Below are 18,677 nucleotides of genomic sequence, written 5' to 3'. Positions count from 1 at the left end.
AGACGCATGGCCATGTCTTCGCCGATTCGTGCCCGTTGGGTGTTGTGTGCGCTCAGCGCCGCCCTGCTCGCCGCCTGCGGCGACACCGCCAAGCACCCCATCGAGGACGGCATGGGACCGGATCCGGTGCTGCCCGATCCGGTCAAGCGCATGATCCCCACGGTCAAGATCGCCGAGGTCAAGCGCTGGGCCGATGGCGCCGCGCCGGTGCCCGCCGCCGACCTGGCGGTGCAGGCCTTCGCCCGTGATCTCGACCATCCGCGCTGGCTGTACGTGCTGCCCAACGGCGACGTGCTGGTCGCCGAGACCGCCGAGCCGCCGGCGCCGGAAAAGGAGAGCAGCGGCCTGCGCGACAAGATCCAGGGCGCGATGATGTCCAAGGCCGGCGCCACCGTGCCCAGCGCCAACCGCATCACCCTGCTGCGCGATGCCGACGGCGACGGCGTCGCCGAGGTGCGCACCCAGTTCCTCAAGGGCCTGTACTCGCCGTTCGGCATGGCCCTGGTCGGCGACCGCCTGTACGTGGCCAACGCCGATGCCCTGGTCAGTTTCCCGTACAAGGATGGCGATACGCAGATCACCGCCGCGCCCAGCTTCGTCGCCAATCTGCCCGGTGGCATCAACCACCACTGGACCAAGAGCCTGCTGGCCAGCCGCGACGGCAAGAAGCTGTATGTGGGCGTCGGCTCCAACAGCAATGTCGCCGAGAACGGCATGGAGCAGGAGCTCAACCGCGCCGCGATCCTTGAGGTGGACGCGGCCAGCGGCGCCACCCGCGTGTTCGCCAGCGGCCTGCGCAATCCGGTCGGCCTGGCCTGGCAGCCGGGTACCGACACGCTGTGGACCGTGGTCAACGAACGCGACGAGCTCGGCAGCGATCTGGTGCCCGATTACCTGACCTCGGTGCGCGAGGGCGGCTTTTATGGCTGGCCGTACAGCTATTACGGCCAGCACGTGGACGAGCGCGTGCAGCCGCAGAATGCGGAGATGGTGGCCAGCGCGATCAAGCCCGACTATGCGCTGGGCGCGCACACCGCCTCGCTGGGCCTGGCCTTCTACGAGGGCGCCCTGTTGCCGCCGACCTACCGCGGCGGTGCCTTCATCGGCCAGCACGGCTCCTGGAACCGCGATCCGCCGTCCGGCTACAAGGTGATCTACGTGCCCTTCGCCAACGGCAAGCCCAGCGGCAAGCCGCAGGACGTGCTGACCGGCTTCCTCGACGCCGAGGGCCGCGCGCAGGGCCGCCCGGTCGGCGTGGCGGTGGACAAGCCCGGCGCGCTGCTGGTCGCCGACGACGTCGGCAACGTGGTGTGGCGGGTGACGCCGAAGTCCGGCAAATGAGCGGCAACGGGCGTGACGTCCGCTGCGCCAATCCGCACCGATCGTAGCGGCGTCTTGATTGCGACGGGGGGCTGGCTGATGGAGACCAGTCGCGGCTGAGGTCGCTCCTACAAAAGACCGGGTCGACGTGGCGGCGCCAGGGTCCAGGATCGCGTCTCCAGCTGCAGGCGCAGCGGTGTCCTGCGGAATGCACTCGCGTACGAGCGGCTTCAGCCGCGACGGGCGGCACACGGAAATTCCGTCGCGGCCCGAAGCCGCTTCCGCACTGGACTTGTTCGGCGTTTCTACCGTCGAAATCGCGCCGATGCCGGCGCGCGATCAAACAGCCTGTCATGGCCGTCGTAGGAACGGCTCCAGCCGCGACCGGGCATTCCTGGGGAGGCCCGGCCGCGGCTGAAGCCGCTCCTACGTATCGCGTCTGGGTGTACTGGGTTACTGCCCGGTATCAATGCTCCACCGGTGCCGGCTCCACGCCGAAACGGCGGGCGTAGCCGCGTTCATTGAACACCCGCTCCACTTCGGTATCGCCCAGTTCCGGGGCCGCGTAGACGGCGTAGACCACGCTGCCGTCGTCACGTGCGCCGCGCTGGTGCAGGCGGTAGCGCGGACGTCCGGTGCCGGTGTTCTCCGGGTAGTGCAACGGCGGCTGGCTGCCATCCAGGTCCACTTCGCTGTTGTCGACGACGCCGCCGATGAACACTGCGCGCATGCTGCCTCTCCAGTCATTGGGTGCCTTGCAGCCTAGGCGCGGCGATGTTGCCGAAACATCAATGATGCGTTGGATTCGCGCAAAACCGAGGGTCACCGCGCGCTGCCGGTAGAATGCGCGTCCCTGTTCCGAAGACAACGCCCGATGCCGGCCGCGCAAGACGCCCCTCTCGAGACCCTGTTCCTGCCGTTCGCCCAGGGCGTGCTGCGCTGGCCGGCCGGCAAGGTGCTGTTCCTGCGCGCCCGCGACGGTTGGGCGCTGCGCCAGCACGCGCAGCCGTCGCAACTGGTCTGCGAGCAGGATTACCGACCGTTCGCCAGTGCGCTGCAGCAAGGTGGCTGGACCGTACGCGCCGAGCAGGACGGCGATGCCGATGCCGGCGGCTACGCGCTGGTGCTGGTGCTGCCGCCGCGCCAGCGCGAGGAAGCGCGGGCGTTGCTGGCGCGTGCGGTGGCGCTGGCCGCGCCGGGCGGTGTGGTGGTGGCCTGCCAGGCCAACAACGAGGGCGCGCGCTCCGGCGAGGACGACCTGCAGCAACTGGCCGGTCTCGGTGGCAAGCTGACCAAGCACCACTGCCGGGTGTACTGGACCGCGCCGCTGCAGGGCGGCCACGACGCCGCGCTGCAGCAGCGCTGGGCGAAACTGGATGCGGTGCGGCCGATCCTGGACGGGCGCTTCCGCAGTCGCCCGGGCGTGTTCGCCTGGGACCGCATCGACCCGGCCTCGGCGCTGCTGGCCGAGCACCTGCCCGCCGACCTGCGCGGCCGTGCCGCCGATCTCGGCGCCGGCTACGGCTATCTATCCGCGGAGTTGCTGGCGCGCTGTCCACAGCTGACCGCGCTGGACCTGTTCGAGGCCGACGCGCGCGCGCTGGCGCTGGCGCGCGCCAACCTGGCGCAGGCGCCGGCCGGAGTGACGCTGGGCTTCCACTGGCACGATGTGACCACCGGATTGCCCGGGCAGTACGACGTCATCGTCAGCAACCCGCCGTTCCATGCGCCGGGGCGGATGGAACGGCCGGACATCGGCCGGCGCTTCATCGCGGTGGCGGCGCAGGCGCTGGCGCCTGGCGGGCGGCTGTTCCTGGTCGCCAACCGGCATTTGCCCTACGAGGCGGTGCTCGACGCCAGTTTCGGCGAAACCGAGGTGCTCGCCACCCGCGACGGCTTCAAGCTGATCCACGCGGTGCGCAGCCGCGGAGCGCGCCGATGAAACTGGTCAAGCACCTGGCCAACCTGGGCTATGGCAGCCGCAAGCAGGTGGCGCTGATGTTCCGCGAAGGCCGCATCACCGATGCCGACGGCGAGGTGCTGTACGCCGACGACCAGGTGCCGCACGCGGCGATCCGGGTCGACGGCGAGCCGCTGGACCCGCCGCCCGGGCTGATCCTGGCGCTGCACAAGCCGGTCGGCTACACCTGCTCGACCAAGGATCCGGGACGCATCGTCTACGACCTGCTGCCGCCGCGCTTCCGCCTGCGCTCGCCGCTGTTGTCCACGGTCGGGAGGCTGGACCGCGACACCAGCGGCCTGCTGCTGATGACCGACGATGGCGCGCTGCTGCATCGCATCGTCTCGCCGAAGGCGCGGCTGGCCAAGGTCTACGAGGCCACCCTGGCCGAGGACCTTCGCGGCGACGAAGCGGCGCAATTCGCCAGCGGCACGCTGATGCTCGACGGCGAGACCACGCCGTTGCTGCCGGTGGAACTGGAGACGCTGGGGCAGCGTCAGGTGCGCGTCGCCCTGCACGAAGGCCGCTACCACCAGGTGCGGCGCATGTTCGCCGCCGTCGGCAACCACGTGGCCGCGCTGCACCGCAGCCGCATCGGCGGCTTCGGCCTGGGCGATCTGCCTTCAGGACAGTGGCGGGTGCTTGAGGCGGCGGACGTGGCGCGCTTGTTCGACGGTGGGGAATAGGGATTGGGGATTCGGGATTGGCAAAGGCGCGTGGCGTCGCGACGCCGTGCCTTTGCCGATGTCGGTTTGATCCCAACGTCGCCAGGTTGACGGATTGCGCTGGACGATCGCGTCTTGAACCGCGCGCATGGGCCGCTTCAACGATGCGTGCAGCGCAGCTCTCGTAGGAGCGGCTTCAGCCGCGACCGGGCGTTACCGGTAACGGCTGGTCGCGGCTGAAGCCGCTCCTACGCGGGATGTGTGGAATGCGGATTGGCAACGGCAACGACCACGCGTCCTGCCTTTGCAAATCCCCAATCCCCAATTCCCAATCACGAATCCCGCCCCTCAACCGCCCGCTTCCAGCCCTCCAGTCCCAGCTTCTCCAGGGTCTGGAGATTGCGCTCGACGATCACGTCCGCGTCCGGGAAGGCGGCCACGGCGCGCTCCACGCTGTCCTCGCGCAGCAGGTGCAGGGTGGGGTAGGGCGCGCGGTTGGTGTAGTTGCCGATGTCGTCCGGCGCGGTGCCGGCGAACTGGTACTGCGGGTGGAAACTGGCCACCTGCAGGATGCCCTGCAGGTCCAGCGCCTCGACCGCGGCGTCGGCGTTGTCGAGGAAGTCGTTGTAGTCGAGGAAGTCCTGCAGCACGTCCGGGTGCACGATCAGCGTGGTGTCGATCTGCTCGGCCGGGGTGTCGCGCAGCAGCACCAGTTCCTCGGCCAACTGTTCGAGCAGCGCCTCGGGCGTGCTCGCGTCGCTGAGCACGTAGCGGATCTGCTGCTTGACGTGCACCGCCTTGGCGAACGGGCACAGGTTCAGGCCGATCACCGCGCGTTCCAGCCAGCGGCGGGTGTCGCCCAGGTAGTCGGGCGCGTCGCCGGGGATTTCGTTGTGCATCGTCGCGGGGCTGGCTTGGAAAGGCAGGCGATTGTAGGACACCCCGAATCATCCCGGTTGGCGCATGCGCAGGAGCGGCTTCAGCCGCGACGCGGCCTTTTCTGGAACGCCATCGCGGCTGGAGCCGCTCCTGCAGGTGGCGTGATGCGCGACGAACGCAGGGCATCGAAGCTGACCCTGCGGGTGCTGTGCGGCCACCCCGGCATGCCGCTTGCAGCGCGTGCCATCGCGGGCCTGCGACAGCAGCGTGGCTGTCGCCTGGCCCACGCTGTCGAGTCGCAAGGCCGCGGTGTCGCCGTCAGGCGGGCGCGGCCGGGGCAGGTGTCCGGCCCGTCTTGCGTTCTGCTCCGATCCGAGGGGCGGCGGACTGCGCTCAATCGCGGAAGTTGTCGAATTGAAGCGGCAGCTCGAAATCGCTCTTCTTCAGCAGCGCGATCGCATCCTGCAGATCGTCGCGCTTCTTGCCGCTGACCCGCAGCTTGTCGCCGTTGATCTGCGCTTCCACCTTGAGCTTGGCCTCCTTGAGCGTGGCCACGATCTTCTTGCCCAGCTTCTGCTCGATGCCCTGCTTGACGGTGATCTTCTGCCGCGCGCCGGCCAGGTTGGTCTCCACGTCGCCGAACTCCAGGCAGCGCACGTCGATGCCGCGTGCCAGCAGGCGCGCGCGCAGGATGTCGGTCATCTGCTTGACCTGGAAGTCGCTGGGCGCCGACTGCGTGATGACCTGGTCGTCCAGTTCGAACTTGGCCTCCACGCCCTTGAAGTCGAAGCGCGTCGACAGTTCGCGGTTGGCCTGGTCGACGGCATTGGTCAGTTCGTGCTTGTCGACTTCGGACACGATATCGAAGGAAGGCATGGGTGAGTCCTCGGCAAAGATGCCTATCGTAAGACGTGCGGGTCGTGCATGGGGCGGAGATTCGGGGTTGGGGATTCGCAGAAGTGCCCTGCGCCGACACGACAAGAGCCGCTCCTACGAGACAGCGCGATGCGCGGAGAAAAGCAGGTGATCAGGAGATGTCTTGAAGCCGCTCTCACAGAAGGCTGTGTCAGCCGCTGCAGCCGGGGCTGGAGCCATGTGGGAGGGACTTCAGTCCCGACGCGACGCGCTCCGGCACCACGTACATCGCCGATCGCGGCGATAATGCGCCGATGCCCAGTTCCCGTTCCAATGCCGCCGCCGCTGCGTGGATGATCGCCGCGGTCGCGTTCTTTTCGCTGATGGATGCGTCGATGAAGCAACTCAGCGCGCACTATCCGGCGCTGCAGGTCGCGGCGCTGCGCGGCGGCGCCTCGCTGCCGTTCGTGCTGGTGTGGGTGCTGGCCAGCGCTGGGCCGCGCGCGATCTGGCCGGTGCGCTGGGGCTTGCATCTGCTGCGGGGCGTGCTCGGCATCGTCATGATCGGCTGCTTCGCCTGGGCCTTGCGCAGCCTGCCGTTGTCCACCGCCTACACCATCTACTTCGTCGCGCCGCTGCTGGTGGCCGCGCTGTCGGTGCCGCTGCTGGGCGAATACGTGGGGCCGCGGCGCTGGGCGGCGATCGGCGTCGGCCTGGTCGGCGTGCTGGTGGTGCTGCGCCCCGGCATGGACGGGTTCGTCTCGCTGCCGGGGTTGATGGTGCTGCTGGCGGCCGTCGCGTACGCGGTGGCCTCGGTGCTTGTCAGCCTGCTGGCGCGCACCGACACGCCGCAGTCGCTGGTGGTGTGGTTCCTGCTGCTCATGGCGCTGGGTGCCGGCGCCTTGGCGCTCCCGGACTGGACCCCGCTGCGCCCGGCCGACACCGGCTGGATCGCCGGCATGGGCCTGGCCGGGGCGTTGGGCCAGGTGGCGCTGACCCAGGCGTTCCGCCGCGGCGACGCCTCGCTGGTGGCGCCGCTGGAATACAGCGGCCTGCTGTGGGTGATCCCCTGGGACTGGCTGCTGTGGCGCAAGCTGCCCGATGCCTGGACCTGGGTGGGCGGGGCGATCATCGTCGCCAGCGGCCTGTACCTGCTGCACCGCGAGCGGATCCGCGCGGTGGCGCACCCGCCGCCGCAGGCGCGGCCGTAGCCCACTCCGCAATGCGCGCCTACGTTAGAATCGAATGGAATAACGCACGCCACCTTGGCCTGCTAGGCTTTGCGCCCCCCGTCGCTGCCGGTCCCGCGCGTTGATCCAGTTCGAGCGCCTGCACAAGTCCTATTCCGTCGCCGGCCAGCCGGTCGTGGCGCTGCATCCGCTCGACCTGCGCATCGAGGCCGGCGAGGTGTTCGGCATCATCGGCCATTCCGGTGCCGGCAAGTCGACCCTGATCCGGCTGATCAACCGGCTGGAGGAGCCCAGCGGCGGGCGCCTGCTCATCGACGGCGAGGACGTCACCGCGCTGGACCGCGCCGGGCTGCGGACCCTGCGCCAGCGCGTGGGCATGATCTTCCAGCACTTCAACCTGCTGTCCTCGCGCACGGTCGCCGGCAACGTCGCCTTCCCGCTGGAACTGGCCGGTACGCCGCGCGCGGAGATCGACGCGCGGGTGGCCGAGCTGCTGGAGCGGGTCGGGCTGGCCACGCATGCCGGCAAGTACCCGGCGCAGCTGTCGGGCGGGCAGAAGCAGCGCGTCGGCATCGCCCGCGCCCTGGCCACGCGGCCGCGGATCCTGCTGTGCGACGAGGCCACCAGCGCGCTGGATCCGCAGACCACCGCCTCGGTGCTGGCGCTGCTGGCGCAGATCAACCGCGAGCTGGGCCTGACCATCGTGCTGATCACCCACGAGATGGAAGTGATCCGCCGGGTCTGCGACCGCGTGGCGGTGCTCGATGCCGGGCACCTGGTCGAGAGCGGGCCGGTCACCGAGGTGTTCCTGCATCCGCAGCATCCGACCACCAAGCGCTTCGTCTCCGAAGCCGAGCACGTCGACGAGGGCGACCTGCACCGCGACCTCACCGCGGTGGACGGGCGCATCCTGCGCCTGACCTTCCTCGGCACAGACACCTACGCGCCGCTGCTCGGGCGCATCGCCCGCGCCACGGCGGTGGACTACAACATCCTGTCCGGGCGCATCGACCGGATCAAGGACACCCCCTACGGCCAGCTCACCGTGGCCCTGGTCGGTGGCGACATGGATGCGGCGCAGGCCGAGTTCGTCGCTGCCGGCGTGCACGTGCAGGAGTTGCGCCGATGATGCCGTTCGCCACCGCCGCCAGCGGCTTCTTCCGCAATCTCGATGCCGGCAAGTGGAGCGAGATCGGCCGCGCTACCGTCGATACGCTGCTGATGCTCGGCGGCTCGCTGCCGCTGACCCTGCTGATCGGCCTGCCGCTGGGCGTGCTGCTGTTCCTCACCGGCCCGCGCCAGACGCATCAGAAGCCGTTGCTGTACGGCAGCCTGGCGCTGGTGATCAACGTGCTGCGCTCGGTGCCCTTCATCATTTTGATGATCGCGATGATCCCGCTGACGCTGTGGGCGATGGGCACCTCGCTGGGCGTGCGCGGCGCGATCCTGCCGCTGGTGGTGGGCGCGGCGCCGTTCTACGCGCGGCTGGTGGAGACCGCGCTGCGCGAAGTGGACCGCGGCGTGGTCGAGGCCAGCCTGGCGATGGGCGCGACCACCTGGCAACTGGTGACGCGCGTGCTGCTGCCGGAGGCGCGGCCGGGCCTAATCGCCGGCGCCACGGTGACCACCATCGCCCTGATCGGCTTCACCGCCATGGGCGGCGCGATCGGCTCCGGCGGCCTCGGCGACCTGGCCTACCGCGATGGCTACCAGCGCTCGCATGCCGACGTGGCCCTGGTGACGGTGGTGATCCTGCTGTTGCTGGTGCAGGCGCTGCAGATGCTCGGCGATCGCCTGGTCGCGCATTACAGCCGGCGCTGATGTCCCGCGTGCCGGCGTAGGAGCGGCGCTTGCCCCCTTTGCGGGATCAGCCGCGACCGCTGCCGCCAGCGCGGGCGCGGTGCCGGATCCCACACGCCGGGACGAGCGCCGCGCCTGCGCCAGGGCGCCAATCCCCGGCCTTTCGCCGCAGCGCGAGGCCGGGTCTGCTAGCGTGCTGACAGACCTGGCCGCTGCCCTTCTCCTTCCCCACGTTTCCCGGATACCTGACATGACCCGATTCCCGTTCCGCCTCCTGCTCGCCAGCGCCGTGCTCGTCCTCGGCGGCTGCGGCAAGCCCGATGCTGGTGCCGCCAGCGACCACCTCAGCGTCGCCGCCACCGCGGTGCCGCACGCCGAGATCCTGGAGGTGGTCAAGCCGATGCTGGAGCAGCAGGGCGTGACCCTGGACGTGCGCGTGTTCAACGACTACGTGCAGCCCAACGACCAGGTGGTGCAGAAGCAGATCGACGTGAACTACTTCCAGACCGAGCCCTACCTGCAGGCCTACAACCGCGACCGCAAGAGCAACCTGGTCACCGTGGTCGGCGTGCACATCGAGCCGTTCGGCGCCTATTCGCGCCGCTACAAGTCGCTGGACGCGCTGCCGCAGGGCGCCGACGTGGTGATCCCCAACGATCCCAGCAACAACAGCCGCGCGCTGATCCTGCTGGACAAGGCCGGGGTCATCAAGCTCAAGGATCCGAGCAACGCGCTGTCCACCCAGCGCGACATCGTCGCCAATCCCAAGCAGCTGAAGTTCCGCGAGCTGGATTCGGCGATGCTGCCGCGGGTGCTGGACCAGGTCGACCTGGCGCTGATCAACACCAACTACGCGCTCGACGCCGGGCTCAATCCGACCCGCGACGCACTGGCGATCGAGAGCAAGGATTCGCCCTACGTGAACTTCCTGGTCGCGCGTCCCGACAACAAGGACGATCCGCGGGTGCAGAAGCTGGCCAAGGCGCTGACCAGCCCGGAAGTGAAGGCCTTCATCCAGCGCAAGTACCAGGGCGCGGTGCTGCCGGCGTTCTGATCGGCCCGCGCGCATGCCGCTGCTGCTGGCCATTCCGCTGGCGATCGTGATCGCGCTGGCGGTGACCGCGGTGCTGTTGCCGCTGTCGCTGCTGCAGCGGTTCCGTGTGGGCACGGCGCGGCGCCAGGCGCGCGCTTGGCTGGTCGCAGTGCAACTGTGGTCGGCGCTGTTGTCCAGCGTGGTGCTGCTGGTCTTCGCGCTGATCGCCGGGCACTGGTGGGCCGGAGCAGCCACGCATGCGTTGGTCGGCTGGGGCATCGGCGTGCTGCTGGGTGCGCTCGGCAGTGTCGCCACCCGATTCGAACCGCTGCCGCACGGCCTGCATTACACGCCGAACCTGTGGTTGGCGCTGGGCATGACCGCGCTGGTGGCGATCCGCATCGGTGCCGGGGTGTGGCAGGGTTGGCGCAGCCTGGTCGATGGCGCCGCCTGGCCGACCGAGGGCTGGATGAGTCATGCGAGCCTGCTGGCGGCCGCGGCCTTGTTGCTCGGCTATGCCTGCGCCTACGCCTGGCTGTTGCGGCGTCGCCTGCGTCGCTACACCCGCTACCGCGGTTTCGATCGCTCGCCGCGCTGAGGGCTGCGTACGCGATGCAGTTTCGCTGGTGTTGTTGCAAGTAACGCACGCACAAAAACAAACGGGCCCTGTCGGGCCCGTTTGCGCAAGCACTGGAGACGGAACGCTTAGAAGCGCGCGCCGACGCCGAAGCTGAACAGCCACGGATCCAGCTTCAGGTCTTCGCCGGTGCCTTCGCCGGCCACCTTCAGCTCCGGACGCGAGTGCATGTAACGCGCATCGGCACGGGCGAACCAGGTGGAGTTGATGTTCATGTCCACGCCGACGGTGCCGATGGCGCCCTTGGCGGTGTCCAGGCTGATGTGCTGGTCGGCGTCGAGGCCGGCGAGCTTCTCGTTGCTGAAGTTGGACTCGTAGTAACCGACGCCGACGAACGGACGGAACACGTTGTCCGCCTGGCCGAAGTGGTACTGGCCGCTCAGCGCGATCGGCTGCTGCTCGACGGTGCCGACCTTGCCGATGCCGTCGGCCTTGACGCGGTGGTTGAACTTGTCGGCAGCGCCCCACAGTTCGACCGCCCAGTTGTCGTCGATCAGCCAGCTGGCGCTGATGGTCGGCGCCGGGCCGCCATCGACGTCGAGGCCGGCCGCCGGCTTGGAATGCGGGTCGAGCAGGGTCGCGCTGCCGACGACGGAGAAGTGCTTGCCGGAAGCGGTATCGGCATCCTGTGCGAATGCGGCGGGCGCAAACGCAAGGGCGGACACGACAGCCAGGCTCAGGATCTGAATGGACCGCATGGGGTATCTCCTCATCTTTTTCTTGTGGGGCCACGGGAGTGGGCGCGCACACCGTATCGATGAGAAGATGAATCGTCGCCGACCCTCGCCGGACGAATGCAGGCGACGTTCAGGCACTTGCGCTTGATGCTTGAAATAACGAGGTTTTAAGACTTTTGGCCGTTCATCCTGATGCGTGCGACGTGACGACGCAGTCGCTGTTGCAGGGGCTGCCCGCGCAGATACGCGACGATTGCCGAGTGCTGGTGCTCGGCTCCATGCCCGGTACGGCGTCGTTGCAGCAGTCGCGCTACTACGCGCATCCGCGCAACCGATTCTGGCCACTGATGGCGGCGTTGTGCGACGTCGATCCGGCGCTCGACGCTGCAGCGCGGGTGCAGGCGCTGCACGCGGCCGGCGTGGGCCTGTGGGACGTGATCGGCCAGTGCCGGCGCCGCGGCAGCCTGGACGCGGCGATCGTGCGCGGCAGCGAAGTGCCCAATGCCTTGCCCGAACGCATCGCGCAGTTGCCGCAGCTGCGCGCCATCGCCTGCAACGGCGCGGCGGCGGCGCAGGCGTTCGCGCGCTTCGTGCAGCCGCAGTTGCCGCTGCGCGATCCGCCGCTGGAGCTGTTGTCGCTGCCGTCCAGCAGCCCGGCCAATGCCGCCTTCGCCTGGCCGCGCCTGCTGCAGGCGTGGTCGCCGCTGCAGCACTGGTTGCGCGCGCCGACGGGCCGGTGATTGGAAGACGCCCCCACAGGCGGCACGTGCCTAGGAGCGGCTTCAGCCGCGACAGCGCGTTGTCGAGAGAGCGCCTCGTCGCGGCTGAAGCCGCTCCTACGCGAGACGGCGCGCTGTGTGGCAAAAACAGGTGATTGGAGCTGCCCTGGCGTCACGCCGCTGGATCAGCGGCGCGCGCGCAGGCGCAACCACAGCGTCTGCAGCGCCAACAGCGCGGCGAGCAGCAAGGCCACCCATGCCGCGGTCTGCGCACCGGCCAGCGTGCTCCCGGCCTGTTTGACGTAGACCGCGGCCAGCGCCCACAGCGCCGCCGCCGCATAGGCGAGGTTGCCGCGCATCGCCCGGTTCATGCCCAGCAGCAGCGCCGCCGCCAGCGCGAACAGCACCAGGCTCCACGGCAGCATCCGCTCGGTCGGCAGCCAGCGGTAGGCCACGATCACCTGTGCGGTGTTCAGGAACGCCGCCAGCGACAGCCAGCCGGCGTGCAGCGACAGCGGCAGCCACGCCCACAGGGTCTGACCGGGTTCGACCGCCGGATCGCGCGACAGCCGCAGCGCGGCCAGCAGCATCGCCGCCAGCGCGGTCCAGATCACCGCCAGCGCCAGCAGGAAGTGCTGCTGGGAGAACACCGGCATCCACGCCGCGGTCAGCGCGAAGCCCAGCGCCGCCGGTGCCCGCACCTGTGCCAGCGCGCTGCCGCGGCGGCGCCGCGCGCTGCATTGCCACAGGCCGAAGGCCAGGTCGAGCAGGAAGATCACGCCCCAGATCGCGAAGGCGTAGCCGGCGGCGACGATCAGGGTCGGGTAGCGGTCGGAGATGGCGCCATTGGTGGGGCCGAACGCACCGCGTTGCGCGAACCAGGCGACCAGCGGCATCGCCAACGCCATCAACAGCACCAGGATCCGCATGCCTGCCCTCCGGAAATCTGCGGCGAGCCTAGCCGCGGCGCCGTGAAGGCGGCGCACCGGCGCTGGTGCGCAACATGCGCCGGCGTACTGTCCGCCGGCAGCGGCGCCGGGTGCAGGCGATCGGGCTTTTTTGTCCGGCAAAGGTTGGCGCTGCGGCTGCGGGCCGCCACAATAGGGGTTTCCCCCTCATTAGTTGCCGGAGTTGCCCGCATGGCCGAAATCAAGGAAGCACTTGTCCCCGATATCGGTGACTACAGCGACGTCCCGGTAATCGAAGTGCTGGTGGCCGTCGGCGACACGGTGAAGAAGGACCAGAGCCTGGTCACCCTGGAATCGGACAAGGCGACGATGGAAGTGCCGTCGCCGTTCGCCGGCGTGGTCAAGGAGATCAAGGTCAAGGTCGGCGACAGCCTGTCCGAGGGCAAGGTGGTGGCGCTGATCGAAGTGGCCGAAGGCGGTGCCGGTGCCGCACCCGCGGCGCCTGCGGCCGCCAAGGCCACGCCCGCGCCGGCCCAGCAGGCCGCCGCCCCGGCCGCTGCGCCCGCGCAGAACGCGGTCAAGCCCGCCCCGGCCGCTGCCGCGCCCGCCGGCGTGGTCGAGGCGCGGGTGCCGGACATCGGCGACTACAGCGACGTGCCGGTGATCGAGGTGCTGGTCGCGGTCGGCGACACGGTCAAGAAGGACCAGGGCCTGGTCACCCTGGAGTCGGACAAGGCGACGATGGAAGTGCCCTCGTCGGTGGCCGGCTTGGTCAAGGAACTCAAGGTCAAGGTCGGCGACAGCCTGTCCGAGGGCAAGGTGGTGGCGCTGATCGAAGTGGCCGGCAGCGATGCCGACGCGCCGTCCGCATCCGCGGTCCAGCCCAGCGCCGAGACCGGCGGCGGCGTGGAGCCGGTGCCGGCCTCGTCCGCGCCGGACAAGCTGGCCCAGCGCGAGATCGCCCAGGTCCAGGCCACGGCGCCGGCCAAGGCGGCCGCGCCGTCCGCCACCCAGAGCAGCCCGCCGGTGGCCTTCGACGCCGACAGCGTGCTGCCGCAGAAGGTGCCCTACGCCAGCCCGGCGGTGCGCGTGTTCGCCCGCGAACTCGGCGTGGACCTGTTCCAGGTCAGCGGCTCGGAGCAGGGCGGCCGCATCACCAAGGATGACGTGCAGCGCTACGTCAAGGCGGCGCTGTCCGGCGCCGCGCCGGCCGCTACCGGGGCCGCGCCTGCCGCGGGCGGCAACGGCCTGAACCTGCTGCCGTGGCCGAAGGTGGACTTCGCCAAGTTCGGCGAGGTCGAGGTCAAGCCGCTGTCGCGGATCAAGAAGATCTCCGGCGCCAACCTGGCGCGCAACTGGGCGATGATCCCGCACGTCACCCAGTTCGAGCAGGCCGACATCACCGACCTGGAAGCCCTGCGCGTGGCGCTGAACAAGGAGAACGAGAAGGCCGGCATCAAGCTGACCATGCTCGCCTTCCTGCTCAAGGCCAGCGCCGCGGCGCTGAAGCAGTTCCCCGAGTTCAACGCCTCGCTCGACGCCAGCGGCGAGAACCTGACCCTGAAGAAGTACTTCCACATCGGCTTCGCCGCCGACACCCCGAACGGGCTGGTGGTGCCGGTGATCCGCGACGTGGACAAGAAGGGCGTGGTCGAACTGGCGCGCGAGAGCGGCGAGCTGGCCAAGAAGGCCCGCGACGGCAAGCTGGGCCCGGCCGACATGAGCGGCGGCTGCTTCTCGATCAGCTCGCTCGGCGGCATCGGCGGCACCGCCTTCACTCCGATCGTCAACGCGCCGGAAGTGGCGATCCTGGGCGTGTCCAAGTCCTCGATCCAGCCGGTCTGGAACGGCAAGGAATTCGCCCCGAAGCTGATGCTGCCGCTGTCGCTGAGCTACGACCACCGGGTCATCGACGGCGCTGCCGCGGCGCGTTTCACCACCTACCTGAGCCAGGTGCTGGCGGACATGCGCCGCGTGCTGCTGTAAGCCCTGTCGTCACGGCGCCGCGTCTGTCGCGGCGCCGGTTTTCCCCCACCTGCGCGCGCCGCCTGTTTGCGCGGTCGCGCCGACGAACTGCAAATGCCTCTCGCCGCGGCGAGGGGTCACAGGAGAAGCTGCATGGCGGTCATTGAGGTCAAGGTCCCGGATATCGGCGACTACAGCGACGTTCCGGTCATCGAGGTGCTGGTCGCCGTCGGCGACACGGTGAAGAAGGATCAGGGCCTGGTGACGCTGGAGTCGGACAAGGCCACGCTGGAAGTGCCGTCCGCGGCTGCCGGCGTGATCAAGGAGCTGAAGGTCAAGCTCGGCGACACCCTGTCCGAGGGCGCGGTGATCGCGCTGCTGGAGACCGCCGATGGCGCCGCCGCAGGCGCGCCCGCCGCGGCTCCGGCCGAGGTGCCGGCCAGCAAGCCGCCGGTGGCGCCGTCGCACCGCGCGCCGGCCGAGCCGCCGGCGCCCAAGCCGGCGCTGGCCAGCGGCAAGCCCGCCGACATCGAGTGCAAGATGGTGGTGCTCGGCGCCGGCCCCGGCGGCTACACCGCCGCGTTCCGCGCCGCCGACCTGGGCCTGGACACGGTGCTGATCGAGCGCTACGCCAGCCTCGGCGGCGTCTGCCTCAACGTCGGCTGCATTCCGTCCAAGGCGCTGCTGCACGCGGCCGCGGTGATCGACGAGGTGGCCCATGCCGGCGACTTCGGCGTGGACTTCGGCAAGCCCAAGATCACCCTGGACAAGCTGCGCGAGTACAAGGAGAAGGTGGTCGGCAAGCTCACCGGCGGCCTGGCCAGCATGGCCAAGCAGCGCAAGGTGCGCACCGTCACCGGTGTGGCGTCGTTCGTGTCGCCGAACGAGTTGGAAATCGTCGGTGCCGACGGCAAGACCCAGCTGCTGCGCTTCGAGCACTGCATCGTCGCCGCCGGGTCGCAGGCGGTGAAGCTGCCGAACTTCCCGTGGGACGACAAGCGGGTGATGGACTCCACCGACGCGCTGGAACTGCAGGAGATTCCCAAGACCCTGCTGGTGGTCGGCGGCGGCATCATCGGCCTGGAAATGGCCACCGTGTACAGCGCGCTGGGCAGCAAGGTGACCGTGGTCGAGTTCATGGACCAGCTGATGCCGGGCGCCGACAAGGACCTGGTCAAGCCGCTGGCCGACCGCTTGAAGAAGCAGGGCGTGGAGGTCCATCTCAAGACCAAGGCGGCCGAGGTCAAGGCCGACAAGAAGGGGATCACCGTGACCTTCGAGGCCGCTACCGCGGGCGAGACCCCGGCGCTGGCCGCCACCACCTACGACCGCGTGCTGGTCGCGGTGGGCCGCGCGCCCAACGGCAAGAAGATCGGCGCCGACAAGGCCGGCATCAACGTCACCGAGCGCGGTTTCATTCCGGTCGACCGGCAGATGCGTACCAATGTGCCGCACATCTTCGCCATCGGCGACATCGTCGGTAACCCGATGCTGGCGCACAAGGCCACCCACGAGGGCAAGCTGGCCGCGGAAGTGGCCGCTGGCGAGAAGAAGGAGTGGGTGGCGCGGGTGATCCCGTCGGTGGCCTACACCAACCCGGAAATCGCCTGGGTCGGCGTCACCGAAACCGAGGCCAAGGCCAAAGGGCTGAAGGTCGGCGTGGCCAAGTTCCCGTGGGCGGCCAGCGGCCGCGCCATCGGCATCGGCCGTACCGAGGGCTTCACCAAGCTGATCTTCGACGAGGAGACGCACCGCATCATCGGCGGCGCGATCGTCGGCGTGCACGCCGGCGACCTGCTGGCCGAGATCGGCCTGGCGATCGAGATGGGCGCCGAGGCCGAGGACATCGGCCACACCATCCACGCGCATCCGACCCTGAGCGAGTCGGTCGGCATGAGCGCCGAGGTCTACGACGGCACCATCACCGATCTGTACATCCCCAAGAAGAAGTGATGTCCTGAGCGACCGCGCCGCCGCGCGCGGTGCGGTCGTGGCCGTGGTGGACCGATGCAGGGAGGTCGAGGTGGGGCAGGGCACGCTATGTCCGGAACTGCAGGCGCTGCTGCAACGCGAACTGGCCGGCGGCAACCGCATCGCCGAGCCGCCGCGGCGGACCGACTGGCCGCATCCCGGCTCGGTCTTCGTGTCGCTGAAGCGCGACTTGCGCAGCGACGTGGCGTCGCTGCCGGCGTCGGTGCAGCATGCGATCTGCACCGACCCGCACTACGGCTGGCACGACGAGTGCTACTGCACGACGCACCGGCACCTGCTGGTGGCCGGTGCGACCAAGCCGCCTTGAGCGTGTTTCGGCTGCCGCAACGCCGCTGCCACCGCGTTGGCCATCGGCCACGCGTACCCGTTAAACGACAGAACCCCGCATCGCTGCGGGGTTCTGCATGAAGCTGCTCGCGGGTCCCGGGTCCCGGGTCCCGAAAGAATCAGAACGCGAAGGTCACGCCCGCGACCGGGCCCTTGAACTCCTGCTTCAGGCCGACGCTGGCGTTGTCGCGCTTGCGGTCCACGTCCAGCTTGAACCAGTCGTAGCCGGCGAAGATGCCGAAGTTGCGGGTGAAGCGGTACTCGACGATGGCGTTGGCGCGGCTCAGGTCGCCGTCGTAGTCGCCGAAATCGCCCCACTTGGTGTTGAGGTACTGGCCCTGGATGTTGAACAGCCAGTGCTCGCTCGGGTGCGCGGTGAAGCGCAGGCCGACCACCGGCGCGGCGCCGTCTTCGCTCTCGTCCAGGAAGGTGCCGGTGTAGACCGGGCCCAGGTCGGCGTAGGCATTGGACTCCACCTTGGCCCACTCGGCACCGATCTGCAGGCCCATGCTGAACTGCGGGTTGTCGATCACCGAGTAGTCGTACACCAGGCTGGCCACCTGGTACTTCAGCTCGCCCTTGACGAAGCTGCCCGACGGCACGGTCACGCCGCCCAGGCTGACGTCCTGGCCCAGTTCCTCGCGGCGGTCCTTGTCGAACTTGAAGTAGTCGAAGATCAGGCGCTGGCGGGTGCTGAGGCGGAACACGCCGTCCACGCGCGGCTCCCATTCCTTGCCACCGAAGTTGAAGTCCTGCGAGCCGGAAATGGCGTTGCCGTTGATCACGGCATTGCCGCGCAGGGTGTTGTCGTTGTCCACGTTCATCGCGCCCACGCGCAGGGTGAAGCGGTCGTCGCCGTCTTCGGCGTGGGCGGGCAGGGCATAAGCGGCGGCGAGCGCGCAGGGCAGCGCCAGGGCAAGCAGGTGTTTCATGGGGGACAAGCTCCGTCGTCTTGGGATTTTGGATAGGGCGTCGATGGCAATGCCAGCGCGTGGCGCCACTATCCTTAAATCTGCGTCCACCATTCGTGAAAGTATGGTGGCTCGACCCGGCACACGCGTCCCAGAACGCGCAACAAAAGAGCCCCGGCAAGGACCGGGGCTCGGCGGGTCTGTGCTGTGGGCCGACGAGGATGGGCGCAGTCCCTGTCCGATCAGACAGGGCAGTGGACAGAAAGTTCCCCCGCAAAGACGTGCTGCGACGCCGCATTCGGTGCCGGTGGCGGGCGGCCGCCGTGCTATCGTCTACGAGCGGACGGGCCTGCGGACGCCATCAGGACCCTTGGCGGTTGTCTCGCAAATTGTCCCATTGCTATAATTCCGCGGCTCGACGGACGCGAAGACGTCCTCAATCCACCACCAATTGCAGGATTTTCTGTGCTGAACTCCGTTGATGCGGGTCGGCGGCTGATGCTGCGCGCAGCGATTTACCCGCTGGTGGCGGTGGCCGTGGTGTCCCTGCTGTTCCTGCTGCTGGGACCGAAGTACGCGATGGGCGCCGCCGCAACCGGGCTGGCGACCGTGGCAGGGGGATGGTTGGCCGCACGCACCGCGCTCAATGGCGGTGTGCAGGCGGCAGGCTCGGCGCTGGCGCGGCTGATCGTGGCCATGGTGCTGAAGTGGGTGTTGGTGTTCGCGGTGCTGGCGCTGGGCTTTGCCTGGTGGCGGTTGCCTCCTCTGGCCCTGTTGGCGGGTATCGCCGTCGGGCTGATGTTCCAGGTTCTGGCTCTGGCCAGGCGTTGATCGAATCA

Annotated in this window: 19 protein-coding genes; 13 read left to right on the top strand and 6 right to left on the bottom strand. The window is 69.1% G+C overall.

Translation table 11 applies throughout. The annotated features are described in order from the left end of the window. Nucleotides 1–6: 6 nt before the first annotated feature. Nucleotides 7–1,341, top strand: coding sequence for a PQQ-dependent sugar dehydrogenase (locus tag NUG21_RS18075; protein ID WP_263391589.1), 1,335 nt, complete (start codon nt 7–9; stop codon nt 1,339–1,341). A gap of 445 nt (nt 1,342–1,786) precedes the next feature. Here NUG21_RS18075 and NUG21_RS18070 read toward each other — a convergent pair whose 3' ends face one another. Beyond that, on the bottom strand, nt 1,787–2,050 hold the full coding sequence (locus NUG21_RS18070; RefSeq protein ID WP_017908770.1) for a hypothetical protein: 264 nt from the start codon (nt 2,048–2,050) through the stop codon (nt 1,787–1,789). 144 nt (nt 2,051–2,194) lie between these two features. On the opposite strand from NUG21_RS18070, the gene NUG21_RS18065 reads away from it, so the two are divergent. Together NUG21_RS18065 and NUG21_RS18060 are read left to right on the top strand one after the other, a co-directional pair. After that, nucleotides 2,195–3,262: a class I SAM-dependent methyltransferase gene (locus NUG21_RS18065; RefSeq protein ID WP_263391588.1), complete on the top strand. Its 1,068-nt coding sequence runs from the start codon at nt 2,195–2,197 to the stop codon at nt 3,260–3,262. Further along, nucleotides 3,259–3,966 carry a pseudouridine synthase gene (locus NUG21_RS18060; protein ID WP_263391587.1) on the top strand — a complete coding sequence of 236 codons (708 nt, stop codon included), beginning with the start codon at nt 3,259–3,261 and terminating at the stop codon, nt 3,964–3,966. The genes NUG21_RS18065 and NUG21_RS18060 overlap by 4 nt, the downstream gene beginning before the upstream one ends. Nucleotides 3,967–4,277: 311 nt before the next feature. Here NUG21_RS18060 and NUG21_RS18055 read toward each other — a convergent pair whose 3' ends face one another. Next, nucleotides 4,278–4,844 carry a DUF1415 domain-containing protein gene (locus NUG21_RS18055; protein ID WP_263391586.1) on the bottom strand — a complete coding sequence of 189 codons (567 nt, stop codon included), beginning with the start codon at nt 4,842–4,844 and terminating at the stop codon, nt 4,278–4,280. A gap of 373 nt (nt 4,845–5,217) precedes the next feature. Next, complete coding sequence (locus NUG21_RS18050) at nt 5,218–5,700, bottom strand: YajQ family cyclic di-GMP-binding protein (protein WP_019798247.1); 483 nt, start codon at nt 5,698–5,700, stop codon at nt 5,218–5,220. A gap of 293 nt (nt 5,701–5,993) precedes the next feature. On the opposite strand from NUG21_RS18050, the gene NUG21_RS18045 reads away from it, so the two are divergent. The 5 genes from NUG21_RS18045 (at nt 5,994) to NUG21_RS18025 (ending at nt 10,300) form a co-directional block, all read left to right on the top strand. Then, the gene (locus NUG21_RS18045) at nt 5,994–6,890 is read left to right on the top strand and encodes a DMT family transporter (protein ID WP_160946276.1); all 897 of its coding nucleotides are present in this window, start codon (nt 5,994–5,996) and stop codon (nt 6,888–6,890) included. Between the two features lie 100 nt (nt 6,891–6,990). After that, nucleotides 6,991–7,998, top strand: coding sequence for a methionine ABC transporter ATP-binding protein (locus tag NUG21_RS18040; protein ID WP_263391585.1), 1,008 nt, complete (start codon nt 6,991–6,993; stop codon nt 7,996–7,998). Next, nucleotides 7,995–8,690 (top strand): methionine ABC transporter permease, encoded by a 696-nt coding sequence (locus tag NUG21_RS18035; RefSeq protein WP_160946278.1) that lies wholly within the window; start codon nt 7,995–7,997, stop codon nt 8,688–8,690. Before NUG21_RS18040 ends, NUG21_RS18035 begins: the two co-directional genes overlap by 4 nt. Before the next feature lie 229 nt (nt 8,691–8,919). After that, nucleotides 8,920–9,723, top strand: coding sequence for a MetQ/NlpA family ABC transporter substrate-binding protein (locus tag NUG21_RS18030; protein WP_048492336.1), 804 nt, complete (start codon nt 8,920–8,922; stop codon nt 9,721–9,723). A gap of 13 nt (nt 9,724–9,736) precedes the next feature. Further along, nucleotides 9,737–10,300 carry a hypothetical protein gene (locus tag NUG21_RS18025; RefSeq protein WP_019796412.1) on the top strand — a complete coding sequence of 188 codons (564 nt, stop codon included), beginning with the start codon at nt 9,737–9,739 and terminating at the stop codon, nt 10,298–10,300. Nucleotides 10,301–10,407: 107 nt separating this feature from the next. Here the strand turns inward: NUG21_RS18025 and NUG21_RS18020 are convergent, their stop codons facing one another. Beyond that, nucleotides 10,408–11,037, bottom strand: coding sequence for an OmpW/AlkL family protein (locus tag NUG21_RS18020; protein WP_019796411.1), 630 nt, complete (start codon nt 11,035–11,037; stop codon nt 10,408–10,410). Nucleotides 11,038–11,219: 182 nt separating this feature from the next. On the opposite strand from NUG21_RS18020, the gene NUG21_RS18015 reads away from it, so the two are divergent. Continuing rightward, nucleotides 11,220–11,756 (top strand): DNA-deoxyinosine glycosylase, encoded by a 537-nt coding sequence (locus tag NUG21_RS18015; protein ID WP_263391584.1) that lies wholly within the window; start codon nt 11,220–11,222, stop codon nt 11,754–11,756. A 164-nt stretch (nt 11,757–11,920) separates the two neighbouring features. Here the strand turns inward: NUG21_RS18015 and NUG21_RS18010 are convergent, their stop codons facing one another. Then, a complete protein-coding gene (locus NUG21_RS18010) occupies nt 11,921–12,664 on the bottom strand; it encodes a TspO-related membrane protein (RefSeq protein ID WP_263391583.1) in 744 nt (247 codons plus the stop codon). Nucleotides 12,665–12,874: 210 nt separating this feature from the next. On the opposite strand from NUG21_RS18010, the gene aceF reads away from it, so the two are divergent. The 3 genes from aceF to NUG21_RS17995 all read left to right on the top strand — a co-directional run bounded on the left by aceF (nt 12,875) and on the right by NUG21_RS17995 (nt 16,907). After that, on the top strand, nt 12,875–14,629 hold the full coding sequence (gene aceF / locus NUG21_RS18005) for a dihydrolipoyllysine-residue acetyltransferase (protein ID WP_263391582.1): 1,755 nt from the start codon (nt 12,875–12,877) through the stop codon (nt 14,627–14,629). A gap of 132 nt (nt 14,630–14,761) precedes the next feature. Beyond that, nucleotides 14,762–16,561 (top strand): dihydrolipoyl dehydrogenase, encoded by a 1,800-nt coding sequence (gene lpdA / locus NUG21_RS18000; RefSeq protein WP_152236502.1) that lies wholly within the window; start codon nt 14,762–14,764, stop codon nt 16,559–16,561. Nucleotides 16,562–16,607: 46 nt separating this feature from the next. After that, a complete protein-coding gene (locus NUG21_RS17995) occupies nt 16,608–16,907 on the top strand; it encodes a hypothetical protein (RefSeq protein ID WP_263391581.1) in 300 nt (99 codons plus the stop codon). A gap of 139 nt (nt 16,908–17,046) precedes the next feature. Here NUG21_RS17995 and NUG21_RS17990 read toward each other — a convergent pair whose 3' ends face one another. Further along, nucleotides 17,047–17,859 (bottom strand): porin family protein, encoded by an 813-nt coding sequence (locus NUG21_RS17990; RefSeq protein WP_019796081.1) that lies wholly within the window; start codon nt 17,857–17,859, stop codon nt 17,047–17,049. A gap of 444 nt (nt 17,860–18,303) precedes the next feature. On the opposite strand from NUG21_RS17990, the gene NUG21_RS17985 reads away from it, so the two are divergent. Next, nucleotides 18,304–18,669, top strand: coding sequence for an ATP synthase subunit I (locus tag NUG21_RS17985; RefSeq protein ID WP_026143249.1), 366 nt, complete (start codon nt 18,304–18,306; stop codon nt 18,667–18,669). Nucleotides 18,670–18,677: the final 8 nt, after the last annotated feature.

Source organism: Xanthomonas sp. CFBP 8445, assembly GCF_025666235.1.
GTDB classification, from domain to species: domain Bacteria; phylum Pseudomonadota; class Gammaproteobacteria; order Xanthomonadales; family Xanthomonadaceae; genus Xanthomonas_A; species Xanthomonas_A indica.
Note: the sequence above shows the minus strand (reverse complement) of the source record. Positions and strands in the feature narration are given on the sequence as shown.

Excerpts from the sequence above, each read along its gene's own strand:
- lpdA (WP_152236502.1), top strand. The coding sequence starts at position 14,762 with ATGGCGGTCATTGAGGTCAAGGTCCCGGATATCGGCGACTACAGCGAC.
- NUG21_RS18045 (WP_160946276.1), top strand. The coding sequence starts at position 5,994 with ATGCCCAGTTCCCGTTCCAATGCCGCCGCCGCTGCGTGGATGATCGCC.
- NUG21_RS18010 (WP_263391583.1), bottom strand. The coding sequence starts at position 12,664 with ATGCGGATCCTGGTGCTGTTGATGGCGTTGGCGATGCCGCTGGTCGCC.
- NUG21_RS18020 (WP_019796411.1), bottom strand. The coding sequence starts at position 11,037 with ATGCGGTCCATTCAGATCCTGAGCCTGGCTGTCGTGTCCGCCCTTGCG.
- NUG21_RS18070 (WP_017908770.1), bottom strand. The coding sequence starts at position 2,050 with ATGCGCGCAGTGTTCATCGGCGGCGTCGTCGACAACAGCGAAGTGGAC.
- NUG21_RS18030 (WP_048492336.1), top strand. The coding sequence starts at position 8,920 with ATGACCCGATTCCCGTTCCGCCTCCTGCTCGCCAGCGCCGTGCTCGTC.
- NUG21_RS18055 (WP_263391586.1), bottom strand. The coding sequence starts at position 4,844 with ATGCACAACGAAATCCCCGGCGACGCGCCCGACTACCTGGGCGACACC.
- NUG21_RS18065 (WP_263391588.1), top strand. The coding sequence starts at position 2,195 with ATGCCGGCCGCGCAAGACGCCCCTCTCGAGACCCTGTTCCTGCCGTTC.
- NUG21_RS18035 (WP_160946278.1), top strand. The coding sequence starts at position 7,995 with ATGATGCCGTTCGCCACCGCCGCCAGCGGCTTCTTCCGCAATCTCGAT.
- NUG21_RS18050 (WP_019798247.1), bottom strand. The coding sequence starts at position 5,700 with ATGCCTTCCTTCGATATCGTGTCCGAAGTCGACAAGCACGAACTGACC.
- NUG21_RS18060 (WP_263391587.1), top strand. The coding sequence starts at position 3,259 with ATGAAACTGGTCAAGCACCTGGCCAACCTGGGCTATGGCAGCCGCAAG.
- aceF (WP_263391582.1), top strand. The coding sequence starts at position 12,875 with ATGGCCGAAATCAAGGAAGCACTTGTCCCCGATATCGGTGACTACAGC.
- NUG21_RS18025 (WP_019796412.1), top strand. The coding sequence starts at position 9,737 with ATGCCGCTGCTGCTGGCCATTCCGCTGGCGATCGTGATCGCGCTGGCG.
- NUG21_RS18075 (WP_263391589.1), top strand. The coding sequence starts at position 7 with ATGGCCATGTCTTCGCCGATTCGTGCCCGTTGGGTGTTGTGTGCGCTC.
- NUG21_RS17990 (WP_019796081.1), bottom strand. The coding sequence starts at position 17,859 with ATGAAACACCTGCTTGCCCTGGCGCTGCCCTGCGCGCTCGCCGCCGCT.